15 protein-coding genes are annotated in these 17,358 nt (G+C 69.9%); 4 read left to right on the top strand and 11 right to left on the bottom strand.

All coding sequences use genetic code 11. The annotated features are described in order from the left end of the window. The first annotated feature begins 20 nt into the window (after positions 1 to 20). Together dapD and BH708_RS19460 are read left to right on the top strand one after the other, a co-directional pair. Positions 21 to 995: a 2,3,4,5-tetrahydropyridine-2,6-dicarboxylate N-succinyltransferase gene (gene dapD, locus BH708_RS19465; RefSeq protein ID WP_076810589.1), complete on the top strand. Its 975-nt coding sequence runs from the start codon at positions 21 to 23 to the stop codon at positions 993 to 995. Between the two features lie 79 nt (positions 996 to 1,074). Then, the gene (locus BH708_RS19460; protein ID WP_371330012.1) at positions 1,075 to 1,950 is read left to right on the top strand and encodes a hypothetical protein; all 876 of its coding nucleotides are present in this window, start codon (positions 1,075 to 1,077) and stop codon (positions 1,948 to 1,950) included. A gap of 35 nt (positions 1,951 to 1,985) precedes the next feature. On the opposite strand, the gene BH708_RS19455 is transcribed toward BH708_RS19460, so the two are convergent. From BH708_RS19455 to fdxA, 3 genes are read right to left on the bottom strand one after another with little or no spacing between them, the layout of a single operon-like run. Beyond that, positions 1,986 to 3,383, bottom strand: a complete 1,398-nt coding sequence (locus BH708_RS19455) for a citrate synthase (RefSeq protein ID WP_076810587.1) — start codon at positions 3,381 to 3,383, stop codon at positions 1,986 to 1,988. Positions 3,384 to 3,435: 52 nt separating this feature from the next. Beyond that, complete coding sequence (dapC, locus tag BH708_RS19450) at positions 3,436 to 4,602, bottom strand: succinyldiaminopimelate transaminase (protein WP_083713826.1); 1,167 nt, start codon at positions 4,600 to 4,602, stop codon at positions 3,436 to 3,438. 3 nt (positions 4,603 to 4,605) lie between these two features. Further along, positions 4,606 to 4,935 (bottom strand): ferredoxin, encoded by a 330-nt coding sequence (fdxA, locus tag BH708_RS19445; protein WP_076810586.1) that lies wholly within the window; start codon positions 4,933 to 4,935, stop codon positions 4,606 to 4,608. A 144-nt stretch (positions 4,936 to 5,079) separates the two neighbouring features. On the opposite strand from fdxA, the gene BH708_RS19440 reads away from it, so the two are divergent. After that, positions 5,080 to 5,352 carry an acetyltransferase gene (locus BH708_RS19440; RefSeq protein ID WP_076810585.1) on the top strand — a complete coding sequence of 91 codons (273 nt, stop codon included), beginning with the start codon at positions 5,080 to 5,082 and terminating at the stop codon, positions 5,350 to 5,352. Here the strand turns inward: BH708_RS19440 and BH708_RS19435 are convergent. The 7 genes from BH708_RS19435 to BH708_RS19405 all read right to left on the bottom strand — a co-directional run bounded on the left by BH708_RS19435 (position 5,291) and on the right by BH708_RS19405 (position 14,014). Next, positions 5,291 to 5,875 carry a CDP-alcohol phosphatidyltransferase family protein gene (locus tag BH708_RS19435; RefSeq protein WP_076810584.1) on the bottom strand — a complete coding sequence of 195 codons (585 nt, stop codon included), beginning with the start codon at positions 5,873 to 5,875 and terminating at the stop codon, positions 5,291 to 5,293. The two genes, BH708_RS19440 and BH708_RS19435, sit on opposite strands and share 62 nt — an antisense overlap. A gap of 8 nt (positions 5,876 to 5,883) precedes the next feature. Then, positions 5,884 to 6,324 (bottom strand): hypothetical protein, encoded by a 441-nt coding sequence (locus tag BH708_RS19430; RefSeq protein WP_076810583.1) that lies wholly within the window; start codon positions 6,322 to 6,324, stop codon positions 5,884 to 5,886. Between the two features lie 4 nt (positions 6,325 to 6,328). Then, positions 6,329 to 8,251: a translational GTPase TypA gene (gene typA / locus BH708_RS19425; RefSeq protein ID WP_076810582.1), complete on the bottom strand. Its 1,923-nt coding sequence runs from the start codon at positions 8,249 to 8,251 to the stop codon at positions 6,329 to 6,331. Between the two features lie 154 nt (positions 8,252 to 8,405). Beyond that, entirely contained in the window at positions 8,406 to 10,274 is a 1,869-nt protein-coding gene (locus BH708_RS19420; RefSeq protein ID WP_083713825.1) for an ABC transporter ATP-binding protein, read from the bottom strand. Continuing rightward, positions 10,271 to 11,242, bottom strand: a complete 972-nt coding sequence (locus tag BH708_RS19415; RefSeq protein WP_076810581.1) for an ABC transporter permease — start codon at positions 11,240 to 11,242, stop codon at positions 10,271 to 10,273. The genes BH708_RS19420 and BH708_RS19415 overlap by 4 nt, the downstream gene beginning before the upstream one ends. Beyond that, positions 11,226 to 12,161 (bottom strand): ABC transporter permease, encoded by a 936-nt coding sequence (locus BH708_RS19410; RefSeq protein ID WP_076810580.1) that lies wholly within the window; start codon positions 12,159 to 12,161, stop codon positions 11,226 to 11,228. The genes BH708_RS19415 and BH708_RS19410 overlap by 17 nt, the downstream gene beginning before the upstream one ends. Before the next feature lie 194 nt (positions 12,162 to 12,355). Continuing rightward, a complete protein-coding gene (locus tag BH708_RS19405; RefSeq protein ID WP_083713823.1) occupies positions 12,356 to 14,014 on the bottom strand; it encodes an ABC transporter substrate-binding protein in 1,659 nt (552 codons plus the stop codon). 172 nt (positions 14,015 to 14,186) lie between these two features. Here BH708_RS19405 and pgi point away from each other — a divergent pair, with 172 nt between their 5' ends. Continuing rightward, positions 14,187 to 15,881, top strand: coding sequence for a glucose-6-phosphate isomerase (pgi, locus tag BH708_RS19400; protein WP_076810578.1), 1,695 nt, complete (start codon positions 14,187 to 14,189; stop codon positions 15,879 to 15,881). Positions 15,882 to 15,914: 33 nt separating this feature from the next. Here the strand turns inward: pgi and BH708_RS19395 are convergent, their stop codons facing one another. Beyond that, entirely contained in the window at positions 15,915 to 17,312 is a 1,398-nt protein-coding gene (locus BH708_RS19395; RefSeq protein WP_253705415.1) for an MFS transporter, read from the bottom strand. Positions 17,313 to 17,358: the final 46 nt, after the last annotated feature.

The raw sequence follows: 17,358 nt of genomic DNA, 5'->3' as shown, positions 1-17,358 counted from the left end.
GCACTTCGTAGACTCGGCGCATGACCACGACGACACCTGACTCCCCCGCCGTTCGGGCCTGGGGCATCGCGCTCACCACCCTTGGCGCCGACGGCTCCGTCCTGGATGCATGGTATCCCTCACCACAGCTCGGCGAGGCTGATTCCGCAGCTCTGAGCCATCCGCTGCACGCGCAGCTGACCGCCGCCGCTCGGGCCGACGACGTGCGCGGCACCACGCAGGAGGTCGTGGTGCGCGAGATCGAGCTGGCCGCCGCCCCGGCCGATGCCGCCGACGCCTACCTGCGCCTGCACCTGCTCTCCCACCGGCTGGTCCAGCCCAATGCACAGAACCTCGAGGGTCTGTTCGGCACGCTCACCAATGTGGTGTGGACCTCCGAGGGCCCCTGCGCCGTGCCCGGCTTCGAGGAGACCCGGCTGCGCCTGATCGCGGCGGGTCGCCGGCCCACCGTGCTCAGCGTCGACAAGTTCCCGCGGATGGTGGACTACGTGATGCCCACCGGCGTGCGCATCGGCGACGCCGACCGCGTGCGCCTGGGCGCGCACCTGGCCGAGGGCAGCACCGTCATGCACGAGGGCTTCGTGAACTTCAACGCCGGCACCCTGGGCTCCTCGATGATCGAAGGACGCATCTCCCAGGGCGTCGTCGTGGGCGACGGGTCCGACGTGGGCGGCGGCGCCTCGACCATGGGTACCCTCTCCGGCGGCGGCACCGAGCGCGTGAGCATCGGCCGACGCTCCCTGGTCGGGGCCGAGGCCGGGGTCGGCATCGCCCTCGGCGACGACTGCGTGGTCGAGGCCGGGCTCTATGTCACGGCCGGCACGAAGGTGGAGCTCGTGGGCGAGGCAGGTGCGCAGGCGCACGTGGTCAAGGCCCGGGACCTCTCCGGCGTGAACAATCTGCTGTTCCGTCGCAACTCGCTGACCGGTGCGGTCCAGGCGGTGGCCCGCGAAGGTCAGACCGTCGCCCTGAACGCCGCGCTGCACGCGAACTGATCGACAGCACGGACACGAGATGGCGCGCACCAGGGGCCGGCCGGGTTCGACTGCTCGTCACCTCGTGATCCCCCTGGTCATGGTGCTGATCTTCGCCGGGATAGCGGGCGGTTCCTATCTCGCCCTGCAGCGGTACGGGTCCCCCGCCCATGCGGGCACCTGCACCGCCAGCGGATTGGGCACGAGCCACCGCTATTCCACCGACCGCGCCGCGAACGCCGCGCTGATCAGCGCTGTCGCCATGGACCGGGGCCTGCCGCCGCGCGCAGCCTCGATCGCGCTGACCACCGCGTACCAGGAGTCGCAGCTGCGCAACCTCGACCACGGCGACCGCGACTCGCTGGGGCTGTTCCAGCAGCGTCCATCCCAGGGCTGGGGCAGCGAGGAGCAGATCATGGATCCGATCTACTCCACCAACGCCTTCTACGACGAGCTGGAGAAGATCGAGGGGTACCCCGCTGCGGACATCAACGACGTCGCTCAGCGGGTCCAGCGCAGCGGTCATCCGGAGGCGTACCGGGACCACGAGACCGAGGGACGGCTGTACGCCTCGGCGCTGACCGGGCAGAGCGGGGCGAACCTGGTGTGCACGCTCGGCCCCGTCGGCGCGACCGTCTCGCCCGGGCAGCTCCGCTCCGAGCTGACCCGCCAGTTCCCGCGGCTGACGGAGGCGGGAGACATCAGCTCCTCGCTGACCGCAGCCTCCCAGGCGGCGCCGCAGCTGCCGGTCGACGCGGGCGCGACCGCGCTGGTCATCGACCCCCAGGGCGACACGCGTCTCGGGTGGGCGCTCGCGAACTGGGCGGTCGCGCGAGCGGCGGACGACGGCGTGGTCCAGGTGTCCTACCAGGGTCGGGTCTGGGACCGCTCGCTGCGGGGCAAGGACGCCGCCGTCTGGTCCTCCCTCGACGGCGGCGACCCCGAGAACGTCGTCGTGCTGGTCAGCGGGCAATAGATCCCCGGGAGCCCGATGACGCCCGGGGCATCTGCTCAGTGGTCCAGTCGGTGCTCCTTGGCGAGCTGCTCCTGGTGCGCACGGCGCTCCTCGTCCAGCTCCGTCGCGAGCTGCTCGAGGCGCAGCTCGGTGGTGCCGGTGCGGGTCTCCATCGGCACGTACTCGCGCTCGGCGTGCCCGGTGTAGATCTGCCGCGGGCGGCCGATCTTCGTCTCCGGGTCGTGGACCATCTCCTGCCACTGGGCGATCCAGCCCGGCAGGCGACCGATGGCGAACAGCACGGTGAACATGTGGGTGGGGAACCCGATGGCCTTGTAGATCAGGCCGGTGTAGAAGTCGACGTTCGGGTAGAGCTTGCGCTCGACGAAGTAGTCGTCCTGCAGCGCGATCTCCTCGAGCTCCATGGCCAGCTCCAGCTGCTCGTCGTGCACCCCGAGGCGCTCGAGGACGTCGTCGGCGATCTTCTTGACGAACTTCGCGCGGGGGTCGTAGTTCTTGTAGACCCGGTGCCCGAAGCCCATCAGGCGGATGCCGTCCTCCTTGTTCTTCACCTTCTCCATGAAGGCCTTCGGGTCCAGGTCCCGGGTCCTGATCTCGTCGAGCATCTCCATCACGGCCGCGTTGGCGCCGCCGTGGGCGGGACCCGAGAGGGCGCCGATGCCGGCGGAGATCGAGGTGAACAGATTCGCCTGGGCGGAGCCGACCAGGCGCACCGCGGAGGTGGAGCAGTTCTGCTCGTGATCGGCGTGGAGGATCAGCAGCTGCTCCATGGCACGGACGACGACCGGGTCGGCCACGTATTCCTCGACGGGGAAGCCGAAGGTCAGGCGCAGGAAGTTCTCGATCAGCGAGAGCCGGTTGTCCGGGTACAGCAGGGCGTGGCCCTGAGCGATGCGGTGGGCGTAGGCGGCCATCGTCGGCACCTTCGCCAGCAGCCGCACGGTCGACAGCCGGGTCTGCTCCATGTCGAAGGGGTCCAGGGAGTCCTGGTAGAAGGTCGACAGGCCCGAGACCCCGGCCTGCAGCACCGCCATCGGATGGGCGTCGCGCGGGTAGCCGTCGAACATCCGCTTGAAGCGCTCGTCGAGCAGGGTGCGCCGCTCCACCTGGGCCTCGAAGTTCTCCAGCTGGCCCTTGGTGGGCAGCTCGCCGTTGATCAGCAGGTAGCTGACCTCGAGGAAGGAGGACTTCTCGGCCAGCTGCTCGATGGGGTACCCGCGGTAGCGCAGGATGCCCGCTTCGCCGTCGATGTAGGTGATCGCGGACTTGGCGTTCGCGGTGTTCATGAAACCGGGGTCGTAGGTGACGTCCCCGGTCTCCGTGCGCAGCGGCCCGATCGTGATGCCGGAGTTGCCCTCGACGGCGGGGATGATCGGGAGGTCGAGGGACTTCTCCCGGACCGTGAGCTGTGCAGTCGACGTCGCGTGATCCATGGGCTCTCCGTTGTGCAGTGTCGGATCGGTGGGCGCGCGCAGGGCGCGGGTCTCAGGGGCGCGCGAGGCGCCGGGCGGCGGCAGTGATCCGCTCGTCGGTCGCGGTGAGGGCGACGCGGACGAAGTTCCCGCCCCCCTCACCATAGAACATCCCCGGGGCGACCAGGATCCCGAGGTCGGCGAGGCGATCGACCGTGGCCATCGCGTCCTCGCCGAAGGTCGTCCAGAGGTACAGGCCGGCCTGGGAGCCGTGGATCGTGCCCCCTGCCGCGCGCAGGGCGGGCTCGAGGACCTCGCGGCGCCCTCGGTAGATCGCTCGCTGGCCGGTGGCCGCGGCGTCGTCCCCGAGGGCGACGGTCATCGCCTCCTGGACGGGGCCGGGGAGCATCATCCCGGCCTGCTTGCGCACCGCGAGCAGCTCTCCCACCAACGCGGGATCCCCGGCGACGAAGGCCGCCCGGTAGCCGGCGAGGTTGGACTGCTTGGACAGCGAGTACGCGCACAGCACGCCCTCCAGGGAGCCGGCGTTCACACGCGGGTCCAGCACGGAGGGGACCTCGTCGACGGTCCACGGCAGCAGGGCGTAGCACTCGTCGGACGCGACGATGATCTCCCGGGCGCGGGCCCAGTCGACGATCGCGGCCATCTGCTCGGCGTCGAGCACGTCACCGGTGGGGTTCGACGGGGAGTTCAGCCACAGCAGGCGGATCCGCGAGGCGGCCGACGGATCGGGCAGCGCGGCGTCGCCCTCGGAGGCGAGCTCGGCCAGGTCCAGCGGCAGTGCCTCGGCGCCGACGAAGCGGGCGCCCATGTCGTAGGTCGGGTAGGCGATCGCGGGGAAGGCGACGATCTCGCCGGGGCCGATGCCGAGCTGGAAGGGCAGGTGGGCGACCAGCTCCTTGGAGCCGACGGTGGGCAGCACGCCGTCGACGTCGAGCGTGTCAGGGGCGGCGCGGTGGCGACCGGCGAAGTCCACCAGGGCCTCGCGCAGCGCAGGGGTGCCGACCGTGGTCGGGTACCCCGGGCGGTCCGCGGCGGCGGCGAGCGCGGTCTGCACGGAGGCGGGTGTCGGGTCGACGGGGGTGCCGACGGAGAGGTCGACGAGGCCGTCCCCGTGCGCGGCGGCGCGCTGCTTCGCTCCGGTCAGGGCGTCCCAGGGGAAGGCGGGCAGGCGGGCGGCGAGTCCGCGGCGGGCGGTGGTGGGCAGGGTGGCGGCCACGGCTCAGGCCAGGGGGTTGGGCTGGATCGGCAGGGCCTCGATGATCGGGTGGTCCTTGTCGATCACGCCCATCTTGGCGGCGCCGCCGGGCGCCCCCAGGTCATCGAAGAACTCGACGTTGGCCTTGTAGTACTCGGCCCACTGGTCCGGGGTGTCGTCCTCGTAGAAGATCGCCTCGACGGGGCAGACCGGCTCGCAGGCCCCGCAGTCCACGCACTCGTCGGGCTGGATGTACAGCATCCGGTTCCCCTCGTAGATGCAGTCCACGGGGCACTCATCGACGCAGGCGCGATCCTTCACGTCGACGCAGGGCAGGGCGATGACGTACGTCATGATGCAGCATCCTTCCGTCCGGGAGACGTCCCCATCCTCTCATCCCCGCGCCGGAGGGGACCTGCCCTGCGCCGGCCCGCGCAGCGGACGTGATGCGAGGAACATCGGGCGCGGGCACCAGCCGCTGCCCGATAGCCTCGAGGGATGACGATCCGCGATGAGCACCGCCGGCGCGCCGGCTGGGCACCCTTCCTCCGCGCCGGGACCCGCGTGGTCCTGCGCTACGCGATCGATCGCGAGGCCTCCCCGCACGGGGAGTCGATGACCGATGCGCTGGGGACGATCCAGACGGCCGATGAGACCGAGGTGCGGGTGATGACCCGCCGTGGTCAGGTGCGCGTGCCGCGGAGACTGGTCATCGCGGCGAAGGAGGTCCCTCCCCCGCCGACGCGACCCGCGGAGCGCGCGACGCCCTGAGGATGTAGTCCCCGCCCGAGAGCACGTGCAGACCCACCGCGGTCCACACCAGCACCTGTACGGCACCGACCAGCCCCGGAGCCCAGGCCGCCGCGGCGACCAGCAGGAAGACCGAGGTCACCAGGACCGCGGTGCGGACCTTGCCGAGGATCGAGACCTCGATGCGACCGCCGAGCGCGGCCCCGGTGGCCAGCACCGTGGTGGCGAGATCGACGACGAGGATGATCACCAGCGCCGCCCAGGGCAGCAGGTCGACCAGGACGAGGGTCGCCGCGATCGCCGCCAGACCCAGGCGGTCGGCGATCGGGTCGATGATCGCTCCGGTCCGGCTGGTCTGGCCCAGGGCGCGGGCGAGCAGCCCGTCGATCCAGTCCGTGCTCGCCCACACCAGCAGCAGGACGACGGCGAGAGTGCCCGCGCCGTCCCACAGCAGCACGCACACCGGGGCGAGCAGGGCGAAGCGGGCGAGGGTGACCAGGTTCGGGATCGTCGCCCAGTCGGGCCGGCCCCGGGAGCTCGTCATCCGGGAGCTCATCGCCGCCGCTGTCGCCAGGCCCGGCCCACGGTGACGACCAGGGCGGCCAGGAAGGGGATGCCGATCCCGAGCCCCTGCACGATCCAGCCGGCGAGCTGGAGCTGACCGGCGATCTCGGCGGGCATCAGCACGCCGCCGCCGGCGCCGTGGCCGAGGAACGGCAGGGCCACCAGCCCCCACAGGGAACCGACCACGATCAGCGGCAGCCGGGATCCGGTGGCCGCATACAGGAACACGCAGGTGACGATCTGGAACGCGCCGCCGAAGATCAGGCCCACGGGCAGGTCCACCCCGCCGAGGGGCAGCTGCATCCGATGCGTGGTGAGCATCAGCAGCACCGAGAGCACGGTGAGGACGACCCCTAGGACGCCCTGGGTGATCCGGGCGCCCGGGGAGGCCGTCTCCACCACGGTCCCGCGGTGGCGCGTGTCCGTCACCGGGTCACTTCCCGGACTTGGCCTTCGAGCGAGCACGATGACGCTCGGTGGCATCGAGGATGACCTTGCGGATGCGCACGATCTCGGGAGTGACCTCGACGCACTCGTCCTCGGCCGTGAACTCGAGGGACTCCTCGAGGGTCAGCCGACGCGGCGGGACGAGGTTCTCGAACGACTCCGAGGAGGCTGCGCGCATGTTCGTCAGCTTCTTCTCCTTGGTGATGTTCACGTCCATGTCCTCGTTGCGCGAGTTCTCGCCGACGATCTGGCCGGCGTAGACCTCGGACGTGGGCTCGACGAAGAACGAGCCGCGCTCCTGGAGGTTGATCATCGCGAACGGCGTGACACTGCCGGCGCGGTCGGCGACCAGGGAGCCGGTGGACCGGAACTCGATCCGCCCCATCCAGGGCTCGAAGCCGTCGGCGTAGGAGGCGGCGATGCCGTTGCCGCGGGTCTCGGTCATGAACCGGGTCCGGAAGCCGATCAGCCCGCGCGCGGGCACCGTGAACTCCATGCGCACCCAGCCGGAGCCGTGGTTGCTCATGGTCTCCATGCGGCCCTTGCGGGAGGCCATCAGCTGGGTGACGGTGCCGAGGTACTCCTCGGGGACGTCGATCGTCATCCGCTCGACGGGCTCGTGGATCGTGCCGTCGATCTCGCGGGTGAGCACCTTGGGCTTGCCCACGGTCAGCTCGAAGCCCTCGCGCCGCATCTGCTCGACCAGGATCGACAGCGCCAGCTCGCCGCGGCCCTGGACCTCCCAGGCGTCGGGGCGCTCGGTGGGCAGCACCTTCAGCGAGACGTTGCCGACGAGCTCCTGGTCCAGACGGTCCTTGACCTGGCGGGCGGTGAGCTTGTGGCCCTTGGCGTTCTTGCCGGCCAGCGGCGAGGTGTTGATGCCGATGGTCATCGAGATCGCCGGGTCGTCGATGGTGATCAGCGGCAGGGGACGCGGGTCCGCGAGGTCGGCGAGGGTCTCGCCGATCATGATCTCGGGAATGCCGGCGACGGCGACGATGTCGCCCGGGCGGGCGGCGTCGGTCATCGGCTCGCGGGAGAGCCCCTTGGTCTCCAGCAGCTCGGTGATCTTGACCTGCTTGGTCTCGCCGTCGCGGGTGCACCAGGCGACCTGCTGGCCCTTGCGCAGCTCGCCGTTCTTGATCCGCAGCAGCGCCAGGCGACCCAGGAACGGGGAGGCATCGAGGTTGGTGACGTGGGCCTGCAGCGGCATCTCGTCGTCGTAGCTCGGCGCCGGGATCGACTCGAGGATGGTCTTGAACAGCGGCTCGACGTTCTCCTCCTCCGGGAGCTCGCCGTCGGCCGGCTGGGTGGTCGACGCGCGGCCGGCCTTGCCGGAGGCGTAGACGACCGGGACGTCGAGGACGGCGTCGAGGTCGATGTCGTCGATCTCCTCGGCCAGGTCGGAGGCCAGGCCCAGCAGGAGGTCGGTGGAATCGCTGACGACGTCCTCGATCCGGGCGTCGGGGCGGTCGACCTTGTTGACCACGAGGATCACGGGCAGCTTCGCGGCCAGCGCCTTGCGCAGCACGAAGCGGGTCTGCGGCAGAGGTCCCTCCGAGGAGTCCACCAGCAGCACGACCCCGTCGACCATGGACAGCCCGCGCTCGACCTCGCCGCCGAAGTCGGCGTGGCCGGGGGTGTCGATGACGTTGATGGTGATGCCGTCCGGCTCCCCCGCCTCGGCGGCCGACGGCCCGGTGTACCGGATCGCCGTGTTCTTCGCGAGGATGGTGATGCCCTTCTCGCGCTCCAGCTCTCCGGAGTCCATGGCCCGCTCGTCGTGCGTGTCGTGGTCGCCGAAAGCACCGCCCTGGGTGAGCATGGCGTCGACGAGGGTGGTCTTCCCGTGGTCGACGTGGGCGACGATGGCGACGTTTCGCAGGTCGGTGCGGAGGCGGGGAGTCATACGCAGGTGCTCGTTTCAGGTTGCGCGGCGGGTCGTGGACCGAGCAGCGCCCGGCCGCACGCAGGGTGCGGCCCGCTCCAGGGCCCCCGTGAGTCTATCCGCCGGGGCGGCCTCGGTCAGCGGAGTGCCGGTGAGACCTTCGACGCCTTGCCCGTCAGCCCTCCGCGCCCAGGGTGATGCCGCGGCCGGGGATCGCCTCCAGCAGGCGCCGGGTGTACTCCTGCTGCGGGTCGGTGAACACCTGCTCCGTGCGAGCGTGCTCGACGACCTTCCCGTGGTCCATCACCATCACGTCGTCGGCGATCTGGCGCACGACGGCGAGATCATGGGTGATGAAGATGTAGGACAGGTCGAGCTCGGCCTGGAGGTCGCTGAGCAGCTGGAGCACCTGGTCCTGGACCAGGACGTCGAGTGCCGAGACGGCCTCGTCGAGCACCAGCACCTCGGGCCGCAGGGCGAGCGCGCGGGCGACCGCGATGCGCTGCCGCTGTCCCCCGGAGAGCTCGTTGGGGTAGCGCTGCATGGTCGCCGCGGGCAGCGAGACCTGGTCCAGCAGCTGGCGGACCCGGGCCTCCCGCTCGGCATGCTTGGTGACGCCGTGCAGCCGCAGGGGCTCCTCGACCGTGCGGAAGATCGAGTAGGTGGGGTCGATCGAACCGTAGGGGTTCTGGAACACCGGCTGCAGGCGACGTCGCAGATTCTTGAGCTCGGCGCCCTGATAGGTCGTGATGTCCTTGCCCTCGAACAGCACCCGCCCGGACGTGGGTTGGAGGAGCTTGAGGACCATCTGGGCGACGGTGGACTTGCCGGACCCCGACTCCCCCACGATCGCCGTGGTGGTCCCGCGCTTCAGGTCGAAGGAGACCGAGTCGACGGCGGTGAACGGGGTGCTCCGCCAGGGCACGGAACCCCGGATGTCGAACACCTTGGTGAGATCCTGGACCTGGATCACCGCGTCCTCGTCGACCTCGCCGTTCCCGCGCTCCGCGGCGGCATCCCCCGTCGTCCGCTCCGGAGCCTGCTCGCGCACCTCGGCGCGCTCGGAGCGTGAGGTCAGCCGCTGGGACGCCAGCGACGGCGCCGCGCTGATCAGGCGCTTGGTGTACGGGTGCTGGGGGTTCTGGAGGATCTCCAGCGCCGGGCCGGACTCCACCACGCGTCCGCGGTACATGACCACCACGTGCTGGGCCCGCTCGGCGGCCAGGCCCAGGTCGTGGGTGATCAGCAGGACGGCGACGCCGAGCTGGCCGGTGAGCACGTCGAGGTGGTCCAGGATCTGGCGCTGGACCGTCACGTCCAGGGCGCTGGTGGGCTCGTCGGCGATCAGCAGGGACGGGCGCGCCGCGAGGCCCATGGCGATCAGGGCGCGCTGGCGCATGCCGCCGGAGAACTCGTGCGGGTACTGCTTCGCCCGCCGCTGGGCGTCCGGCAGGCCGGCTTCCTCGAGCAGCTCGACGACCCGACGGTCGGCCTCCTTGCCCTTGGCGACCTTGTTGGCGGTCAGCCCTTCCTTGACCTGGAAGCCGATCTTCCACAGCGGGTTCAGGTTCGACATCGGGTCCTGGGGGACCATGCCGATCTCGTCGCCCCGCAGCTGGCGGATGCGCTTGCCGGAGGCTCGGGAGATGTCCTCGTCCTGGAAGGAGATGCTCCCGGAGCTGACGCGGCCGTTGGAGGCCAGCAGCCCGGCGACCGCCATCGCGGTGGTGGTCTTGCCGGAGCCTGACTCGCCGACGATCGCCACGGTCTGGCCGGGATACACGGTCAGGTTCGCGCCGCGGACCGCCGGCACGTCGCCGCCGGATGTCGAGAAAGTGATGTCGAGGTCGCTGATCTCGAGCAGCGGGCGGTCCCGGTCCCAGTCGTGGACGACGCCGGCGGCACCGCCCTCGGCGGGATGGATCTGCTCGAGGTCCACCGCCGCGGCCGCGTCGTCGTCCGCCGTGCGCGGATCGACCGGAGCCGTGCGCTGCTCGTCGACGGCGTCGCCGTCGGTGTGCGGGAAGTTCGGGTCGTAGCTCATCGCTTCTTCGTCTTCGGGTCGAGGGCATCGCGCACGGCGTCTCCCAGCATGATGAAGCTGAGGATCGTGATGGCGAGTGCTCCGGAGGGGTAGAACAGCAGTTCGGGACGCACCCTCAGCGCGCCCTGCGCGGTGGAGATGTCCGTGCCCCACGAGATCGTGGAGGCCGGGAGACCGACCCCCAGGAACGACAGGGTCGCCTCGAGGACGATGTAGACGCCGAGGTTGACCATCGCGGTGACGATCACGGGTGCGATCGCGTTGGGCACGACGTGGCGGAACAGGTTCTGGGCGGAGGTGGCTCCCAGCGCCTTGGAGGCGGTGATGAACTCGGAGTTCATCACGCTCATGACACTGCCGCGGGCGATGCGGGCGATCGCGGTCCAGCCGAAGGCGACCAGGATCAGCGACAGTGTGATGGCGTTGAGCTCGAAGACCTGGCCGACGACGATCGCGGCCAGGATCAGCGGGATGGCGAAGAAGATGTCCGTCAGGCGGGAGAGGATCGCGTCGATCCACCCACCGAACCAGCCGGCCACGGACCCGATCAGACCGCCCACGACGAAGACGCCGATGGTGGTGACGACGCCGACGATGACCGAGGGACGCGCACCGAAGATGACGCGGGAGTACACGTCGCAGCCCTGCCGGTCGAACCCGAAGGGATGGCCGGGCTCCGGTCCGCCGTAGTTGTCGGCCAGGTTGCAGGCGCCCTGGGAATAGGGGTCCAGGTCGGTGAACAGGCGGGGGAAGACGGCGACGGTCACCACCAGGGCGATGAGGACCGCCGAGACGATGAACATCGGGTTGCGCCGCAGATCGCGCCAGGCCTGCGACCAGAGGGAGCGGGGCTTGACGTCGGTGTTGAGGGTGTCGACCGCGAGGAGCGGGGTCTCGTCGACCGGAGCGACGAAATGCTCCTGGCCGCGGCGCACCGTGGCGCCGCTGGTGTCACGTGCGTGCGTCATAGCGGATCCTCGGGTCGAGAAGTGCGTACAGCAGATCGATGATCAGGTTCGAGACGATGAAGATGATGACCAGCAGCGTCACCATCGAGACCATCTTCGTGCTCTCGCCGCGCTGGATCGCGTCGAAGAGGTGGAAGCCGAGCCCGGGGATGTTGAAGATCCCCTCCGTCACGATCGCTCCGCCCATCAGCTGTCCCAGGTCGACGCCGAGGAAGGTGACGACGGGGATCAGCGAGTTGCGCAGGATGTGGACGTTGATGACGCGCGGACGGGACAGGCCCTTGGCCGTGGCCGTGCGGACGTGGTCCGCGGTCATCGTCTCGGTGATCTGGGTGCGTGTCAGCCGCAGCACGTAGGCGAAGCTGACCGCGCCCAGCACCATGCCGGGCAGCAGCAGCGTCCCCCAGCTGACGTTCGCCCCGACGTTGATCGTCACCCATCCCAGCTTCACGCCGAAGACGAACTGGGCGACGAAGCCGATCACGAAGGTCGGGACGGCGATCACCAGGATGGAGGTGACCAGCAGGGTCGAATCGATCCAGGTGCCCTTGCGCAGCCCGGAGACGACGCCGCCGAGGATCCCCAGGACGGCTTCGAAGACGATCGCGATGACGGCGAGCCGCGCGGTCACCGGGAAGGCGCTGCGGATGTCGTCGATGACGGGCCGACCCGCGAAGGTCGTGCCGAAGTCGCCCTGGATCAGCCCCTGCAGGTAGAGGAAGTACTGGGTGAGGAGGGGTTCGTCGAGGTTGTACTCCGCGCGGAGACGGTCCTGCACCGCGGGCGAGAGCGGCTTGTTGCCGCCGAGCGCCGCGATGGGGTCTCCGGGCATCGAGAACACCAGGAAGTACACCAGGAACGTCGCGCCGAAGAAGACGGGGATCATCTGCAGCACGCGCCGGATGACATACCAGGCCATGCGTTGCACCTTTGCGTGGTTCGGGCGCGCCGGGACGGGCAGTGCCGTGCGGCGCGCGGGGTAATCCGGGCCACCCTAGTGCGGAGGAGCGCGCACGGCGCTCTCAGACTCCGGGGCGTCCCGGGCGGTCCCGGCACGGAGCGGGGGCGCGGTGTCGCACCGCACCCCCGCTCCGGCGAGGTAGGACGTCCTGGTCAGGCCGTCTTGGTGATCTCGTGGTACTGCGGCTGGCTGTCCCAGCCGAAGGTGACGTTCTCCACGGTCTCCGCGGAGCCGCCGGTGACGTTGTCGTTCCACAGCGGGATCGCCGGGAGGTCGCGGAACAGCAGCTCCTCGGCCGCCTGCGCCTTCGCGAAGGCGGTCTCCTCGTCGGTGGCCGCGAGGCCCTCGGCCAACAGCTGGTCGAACTCGTCGTTCATGTAGTCGCCGTCGTTGGAGCCGCGCCCCTCTGCCGCGGCCGAGCCGTACAGCGGGCCGAGGAAGTTGAACACGGAGGGATAGTCCGCCTGCCAGCCGGAGCGGAAGGCACCGGTGATCGTGCGGTTCAGGACCTCGTCGCGCAGCGCCGCGAAGGTCGGGTACGACTTGCCGCTGGCCTCGATGCCGAGGTTGTTCAGCAGCTGGTTGGTGACGGCGTCGACCCAGGCGGCGTGGTCGCCGTCGGCGTTGTAGGCGAGGGTGAACGGCCCTTCGAAGGGCTGGATCCCTTCGGCCTCGTCCCAGAGCTGCTTGGCCTTCTCCGGATCGAACTGGAGGACCTCGCTGCCCGGGATGGAGTCCGAGTAGCCGTTGACCACGGGGCTGGAGAAGTCCGTGGCCGGGGACGAGGTGCCCTGGAAGATGGCGTCGCAGATCGTCTGGCGATCGATCGCCAGCGACAGCGCCTGGCGACGCAGGCTGCCCGCCTCACCGCTGAAGTTCGGGTCCTCCATGTGGATGGTGAAGGACTGGAAGACCGCGGCCGGCTGGTTGATGGCGCGGTCTCCGAGCTCGTCCTCGAAGGTGGTCAGCGCGCTGGCCGGGATGTTGTCGATGACGTCGACGCCCGCGGAGAGCAGATCGTTGTACGCGGTCTCGAAGTCCTGGTAGAAGGTGAAGCGCACTCCCTCGTTGGCGGGCTTGCGGTTGCCGGCGTAGTCCGGGTTCACCGCGAGCTCGGCGGAGACCTCGTGCTCCCAGGAGGTCAGCGTGTACGGGCCGTTGCCGATCGGCTTCTCCCCGAAGCCCTCCGGGTCGTCGAAGAAGGCCTTCGGCAAGGGCGAGAAGGCGGCGTAGCCCAGCCGGATCGGGAAGTCGGCCTGCGGAGAGACCAGCTTGACGACGAGCGTGAGGTCGTCCTCCGCCGTCAGGCCGGTCAGCGTCGCATCGGCGGCGACGTCCTCGCCCTGCAGATCCTCGTAGCCCTCGATGGGCTCGAAGAAGTACCCGGACAGCTGAGCGTTGGAGGCGTTGGCACCGTAGTTCCACGCGTCGACGAAGCTCTGCGCGGTCACGTCGGTGCCGTCCGAGAAGGTCCACCCCTCGTTGAGGGTGATCGTGTAGGTCTGGCTGTCCTCCGTCTCGATGGACGCCGCGACCTCGTTGCTCTGGGTGCCCTCGGCATCGTAGGAGACCAGGCCCGCGAAGACGTTCTGGACGATGCGTCCGCCGCCGACCTCATTGGTGTTGGTCGGGATCAGAGGGTTCTGCGGCTCGGTCCCGTTGGCCAGGATCGGGTTGCCGCCCTCGCCGCCTCCGTCGCTGCCGCCGCCGCTGCCTCCGTCCTCGCCGCCGTTGCCGCACGCAGCAAGTGCCAGTGCGGAGACGCCGCCTGCCGCGGAGCCGAGCATCATTGATCGTCGCGAAATCGCCATGGGGTTCTCCTGTGGGTGCAATAAAGGGCACCCGGATTGCGGGTGCGCCATGATCGTAGGGCCAGTCTGCACCGTCCGGTCGCTCAGGACGCGCTCCACCGGGTCACGTTTCGATCACCAGAGCTCGGCGGACCGAGTGGCCGACGTGCTCCCGGAGGGCCACAATGGCCGTATGACTGCTCCGATCTCCCCTGCCGCCCCCGTCGACCCGACGACCACCGACGCCTGGTCAGCGCTCGAGGCGCATCACCTCGAGCAGAGCACCTCGCTGCGCGAGTGGTTCTCCGCGGATCCGCAGCGCGCCGAGCGCTTCAGCCACACCGCCGCGGACCTCCACGTCGACCTCTCGAAGAATCTCGTGACCGCCGAGACCATGGAGCTGCTGCAGCAGCTCGCCCGCGAGGTCGGGGTCGGGGAGCGCCGCGATGCGATGTTCGCCGGCGCCCACATCAACACCACCGAGGACCGCGCCGTCCTCCACACCGCGCTGCGTCGGCCCGCCGGCGCCTCCCCCGCCCTCGAGGTGGACGGCCAGCAGATCGACGCCGACGTCCAGGAGACCCTCCGGCGCGTGTACGCCTTCGCCGACACGGTGCGTTCCGGGGAGTGGACCGGCATGACCGGCCGACGGATCGAGACCATCGTGAACATCGGCATCGGCGGCTCCGACCTCGGTCCCGTGATGGTCCACGAGGCGCTGAAGCCGTGGGCCCAGGAGGGCCTGTCGGCCCGCTTCGTCTCGAACATCGATCCCACCGACGCCTACGAGTCCACCAAGGACCTCGACCCCGAGACCACGCTGGTGATCGTCGCCTCGAAGACCTTCACGACGCTGGAGACCCTCACCAACGCGCGCCTGGTGCGCGAATGGATGCTGCAGGGACTGCGGGAGAACGCGGCACTGACGCCGGAGCAGGAGAAGGAGGCCGTCGCCAAGCATTTCGTGGCCGTCTCGACCGCGCTGGACAAGGTGGCGGACTTCGGCATCGACCCCGACAACGCCTTCGGCTTCTGGGACTGGGTGGGCGGCCGGTACTCCGTCGACTCCGCGATCGGCACCGTGCTGGCCACCGTGCTGGGACCGGACGCCTTCGAGGAGCTGCTGGCCGGCTTCCACGCGATGGACGAGCACTTCGCCACCGCTCCCGCCGAGCAGAACGTGCCCCTGCTGATGGGGCTGCTGAACGTGTGGAACGTGAACTTCCTGGAGGCGGAGACCCACGCCGTGCTCCCCTACTCCCAGTACCTCCACCGCTTCCCCGCCTACCTCCAGCAGCTGACCATGGAGTCCAACGGCAAGGCGGTGCGCTGGGACGGGTCGCTCGCCGCCACCGACACCGGTGAGGTGTTCTGGGGCGAGCCCGGAACCAACGGCCAGCACGCCTTCTACCAGCTGATCCACCAGGGCACCCGGATCATCCCGGCGGACTTCATCGCCTTCGCCACCCCGAACCATGCCCTCGCCGACGGCGAGCAGGACGTCCACGAGCTGTTCCTGGCGAACTTCTTCGCCCAGACCAAGGCGCTGGCCTTCGGCAAGACCGCCGAGGAGGTGCGCGCCGAGGGCACCGAGGGCGATCTGGTCGCGGCCCGCGCGTTCTCCGGAGACCGCCCCACCACCTCGATCATGGCCCCGAAGCTCACGCCCTCGGTGCTGGGCCAGCTGATCGCGCTGTACGAGCACATCACCTTCGTCCAGGGCGTGGTGTGGGGCATCAACTCCTTCGACCAGTGGGGCGTGGAGCTGGGCAAGCAGCTCGCGAAGGACCTCGCGGGCGCCGTCGCGGGCGAGGAGTCCGCGATCGCCGCCGAGGACGCCTCGACCGCTGCGCTGATCCGCTACTACCGCGAGCACCGGCAGCGCTGATCGAGACCGGGGAGCGGGCCGCGGGGCGGATGCTCAGGCCAGGTAGTCCACCTCGCGGGTCTCCGTGCCCACCAGCAGCGCCATCAGCGTGATCCCCGCGGCGAGGGCGAGATAGGCACCGACCAGCCACAGCGAGCCGCCGAGCGCCTGCCACAGCGCGATCAGCGCGTACGGGGCGGGGGCGGCCCCGATCACGGAGGCGAGGTTGTAGCTGACGGCGCTGCCGGTGTAGCGGACGTCGGCCCGGAACATCTCCGGCAGGAACGCGGCCATCGGCCCGAAGGTCAGCCCCATCAGGGTGAACCCGACGATCAGTGCGGCCATGACCCCGACGGTGCCGGAGCTCATCAGCGGTTCGATGAGCATCCCGAACACGGCGATCGCGACGGTGACGACCAGCAGCAGCGGCCGGCGCCCGACGCGGTCGGCGAGCGGGCCGGAGACCACGGTGAAGATCCCGAAGAACACCACGCCGATGATCAGCATGGTCAGGAACTGCGGACGGTCGTAGCCGAGCCCCGGCACGAAGGAGGCCGGATCGAAGGAGTTCCCGGCGGCCTCGGCCGCGGCCCGCGCGGAGTTCTCATCGGCCGGTCGAGTGCCGACCACCATCAGGAAGGCCGTCATGAGGTAGAAGAGCACGTAGGTCGCGACCATCGCGAGGGTGGCGAGGATCAGCGGCCGCCAGGCGGTGCGGACGATGCGGGCGATCGGGACCGCGGCGACCCTCTCCTCGTCGATGACCTTCTGGAAGGCCGGGGACTCCATGAGCTTCAAGCGCACCCACAGCCCGACGGCGACCAGGATCGCCGAGAGCAGGAAGGGCACGCGCCAGCCCCAGGAGACGAACTGCTCCGGGGTGAGCCGCAGGCTGAGCACCACGAAGATCACGTTGGACAGGATGAAGCCGAGCGGGGCGCCCAGCTGCGGGAAGGTGCCGTACAGGGCGCGCTTCCCGGGCGGGGCGTTCTCGGTGGCCAGCAGTGCGGCCCCGGACCACTCGCCGCCCAGGCCCACACCCTGGCAGAAGCGCAGCAGCACCAGGATCGCCGGCGCGAGGACGGAGAAGCCCGGCGTCGAGGCGCTGGGCAGGACCCCGATCAGGACCGTGGCGATGCCCATGACCAGCAGGCTCGCCACGAGGGTGGTCTTGCGACCGACGCGGTCGCCGAAGTGGCCGAAGATCAGCGAGCCCAGCGGGCGGGCCACGAAGGCCACGCCGAAGACGGCGAAGGAGCTCAGCAGCTGGTTCGCCGGGGTCTGAGCGGGGAAGAACAGGGCCGGGAAGACCAGCGAGGCCGCGGTCGCGTAGGCGTAGAAATCGAAGAACTCGATCGTCGTGCCGACCATCGAGGCCGTGATGACGCGGCCGCGGGTGTTGGCGGGCGAGGCCGCGGGGGCGTCGGGGATCGTCTCTGGTGCAGTGCTCACGAGGGACGACCCTAGACCCGTGATCCCATCATACGGACGTGGAGGA

This window comes from Brachybacterium sp. P6-10-X1 (assembly GCF_001969445.1).
In the GTDB taxonomy this organism is placed as follows: domain Bacteria; phylum Actinomycetota; class Actinomycetes; order Actinomycetales; family Dermabacteraceae; genus Brachybacterium.
This window is presented reverse-complemented; position numbering and strand designations above follow the sequence as displayed.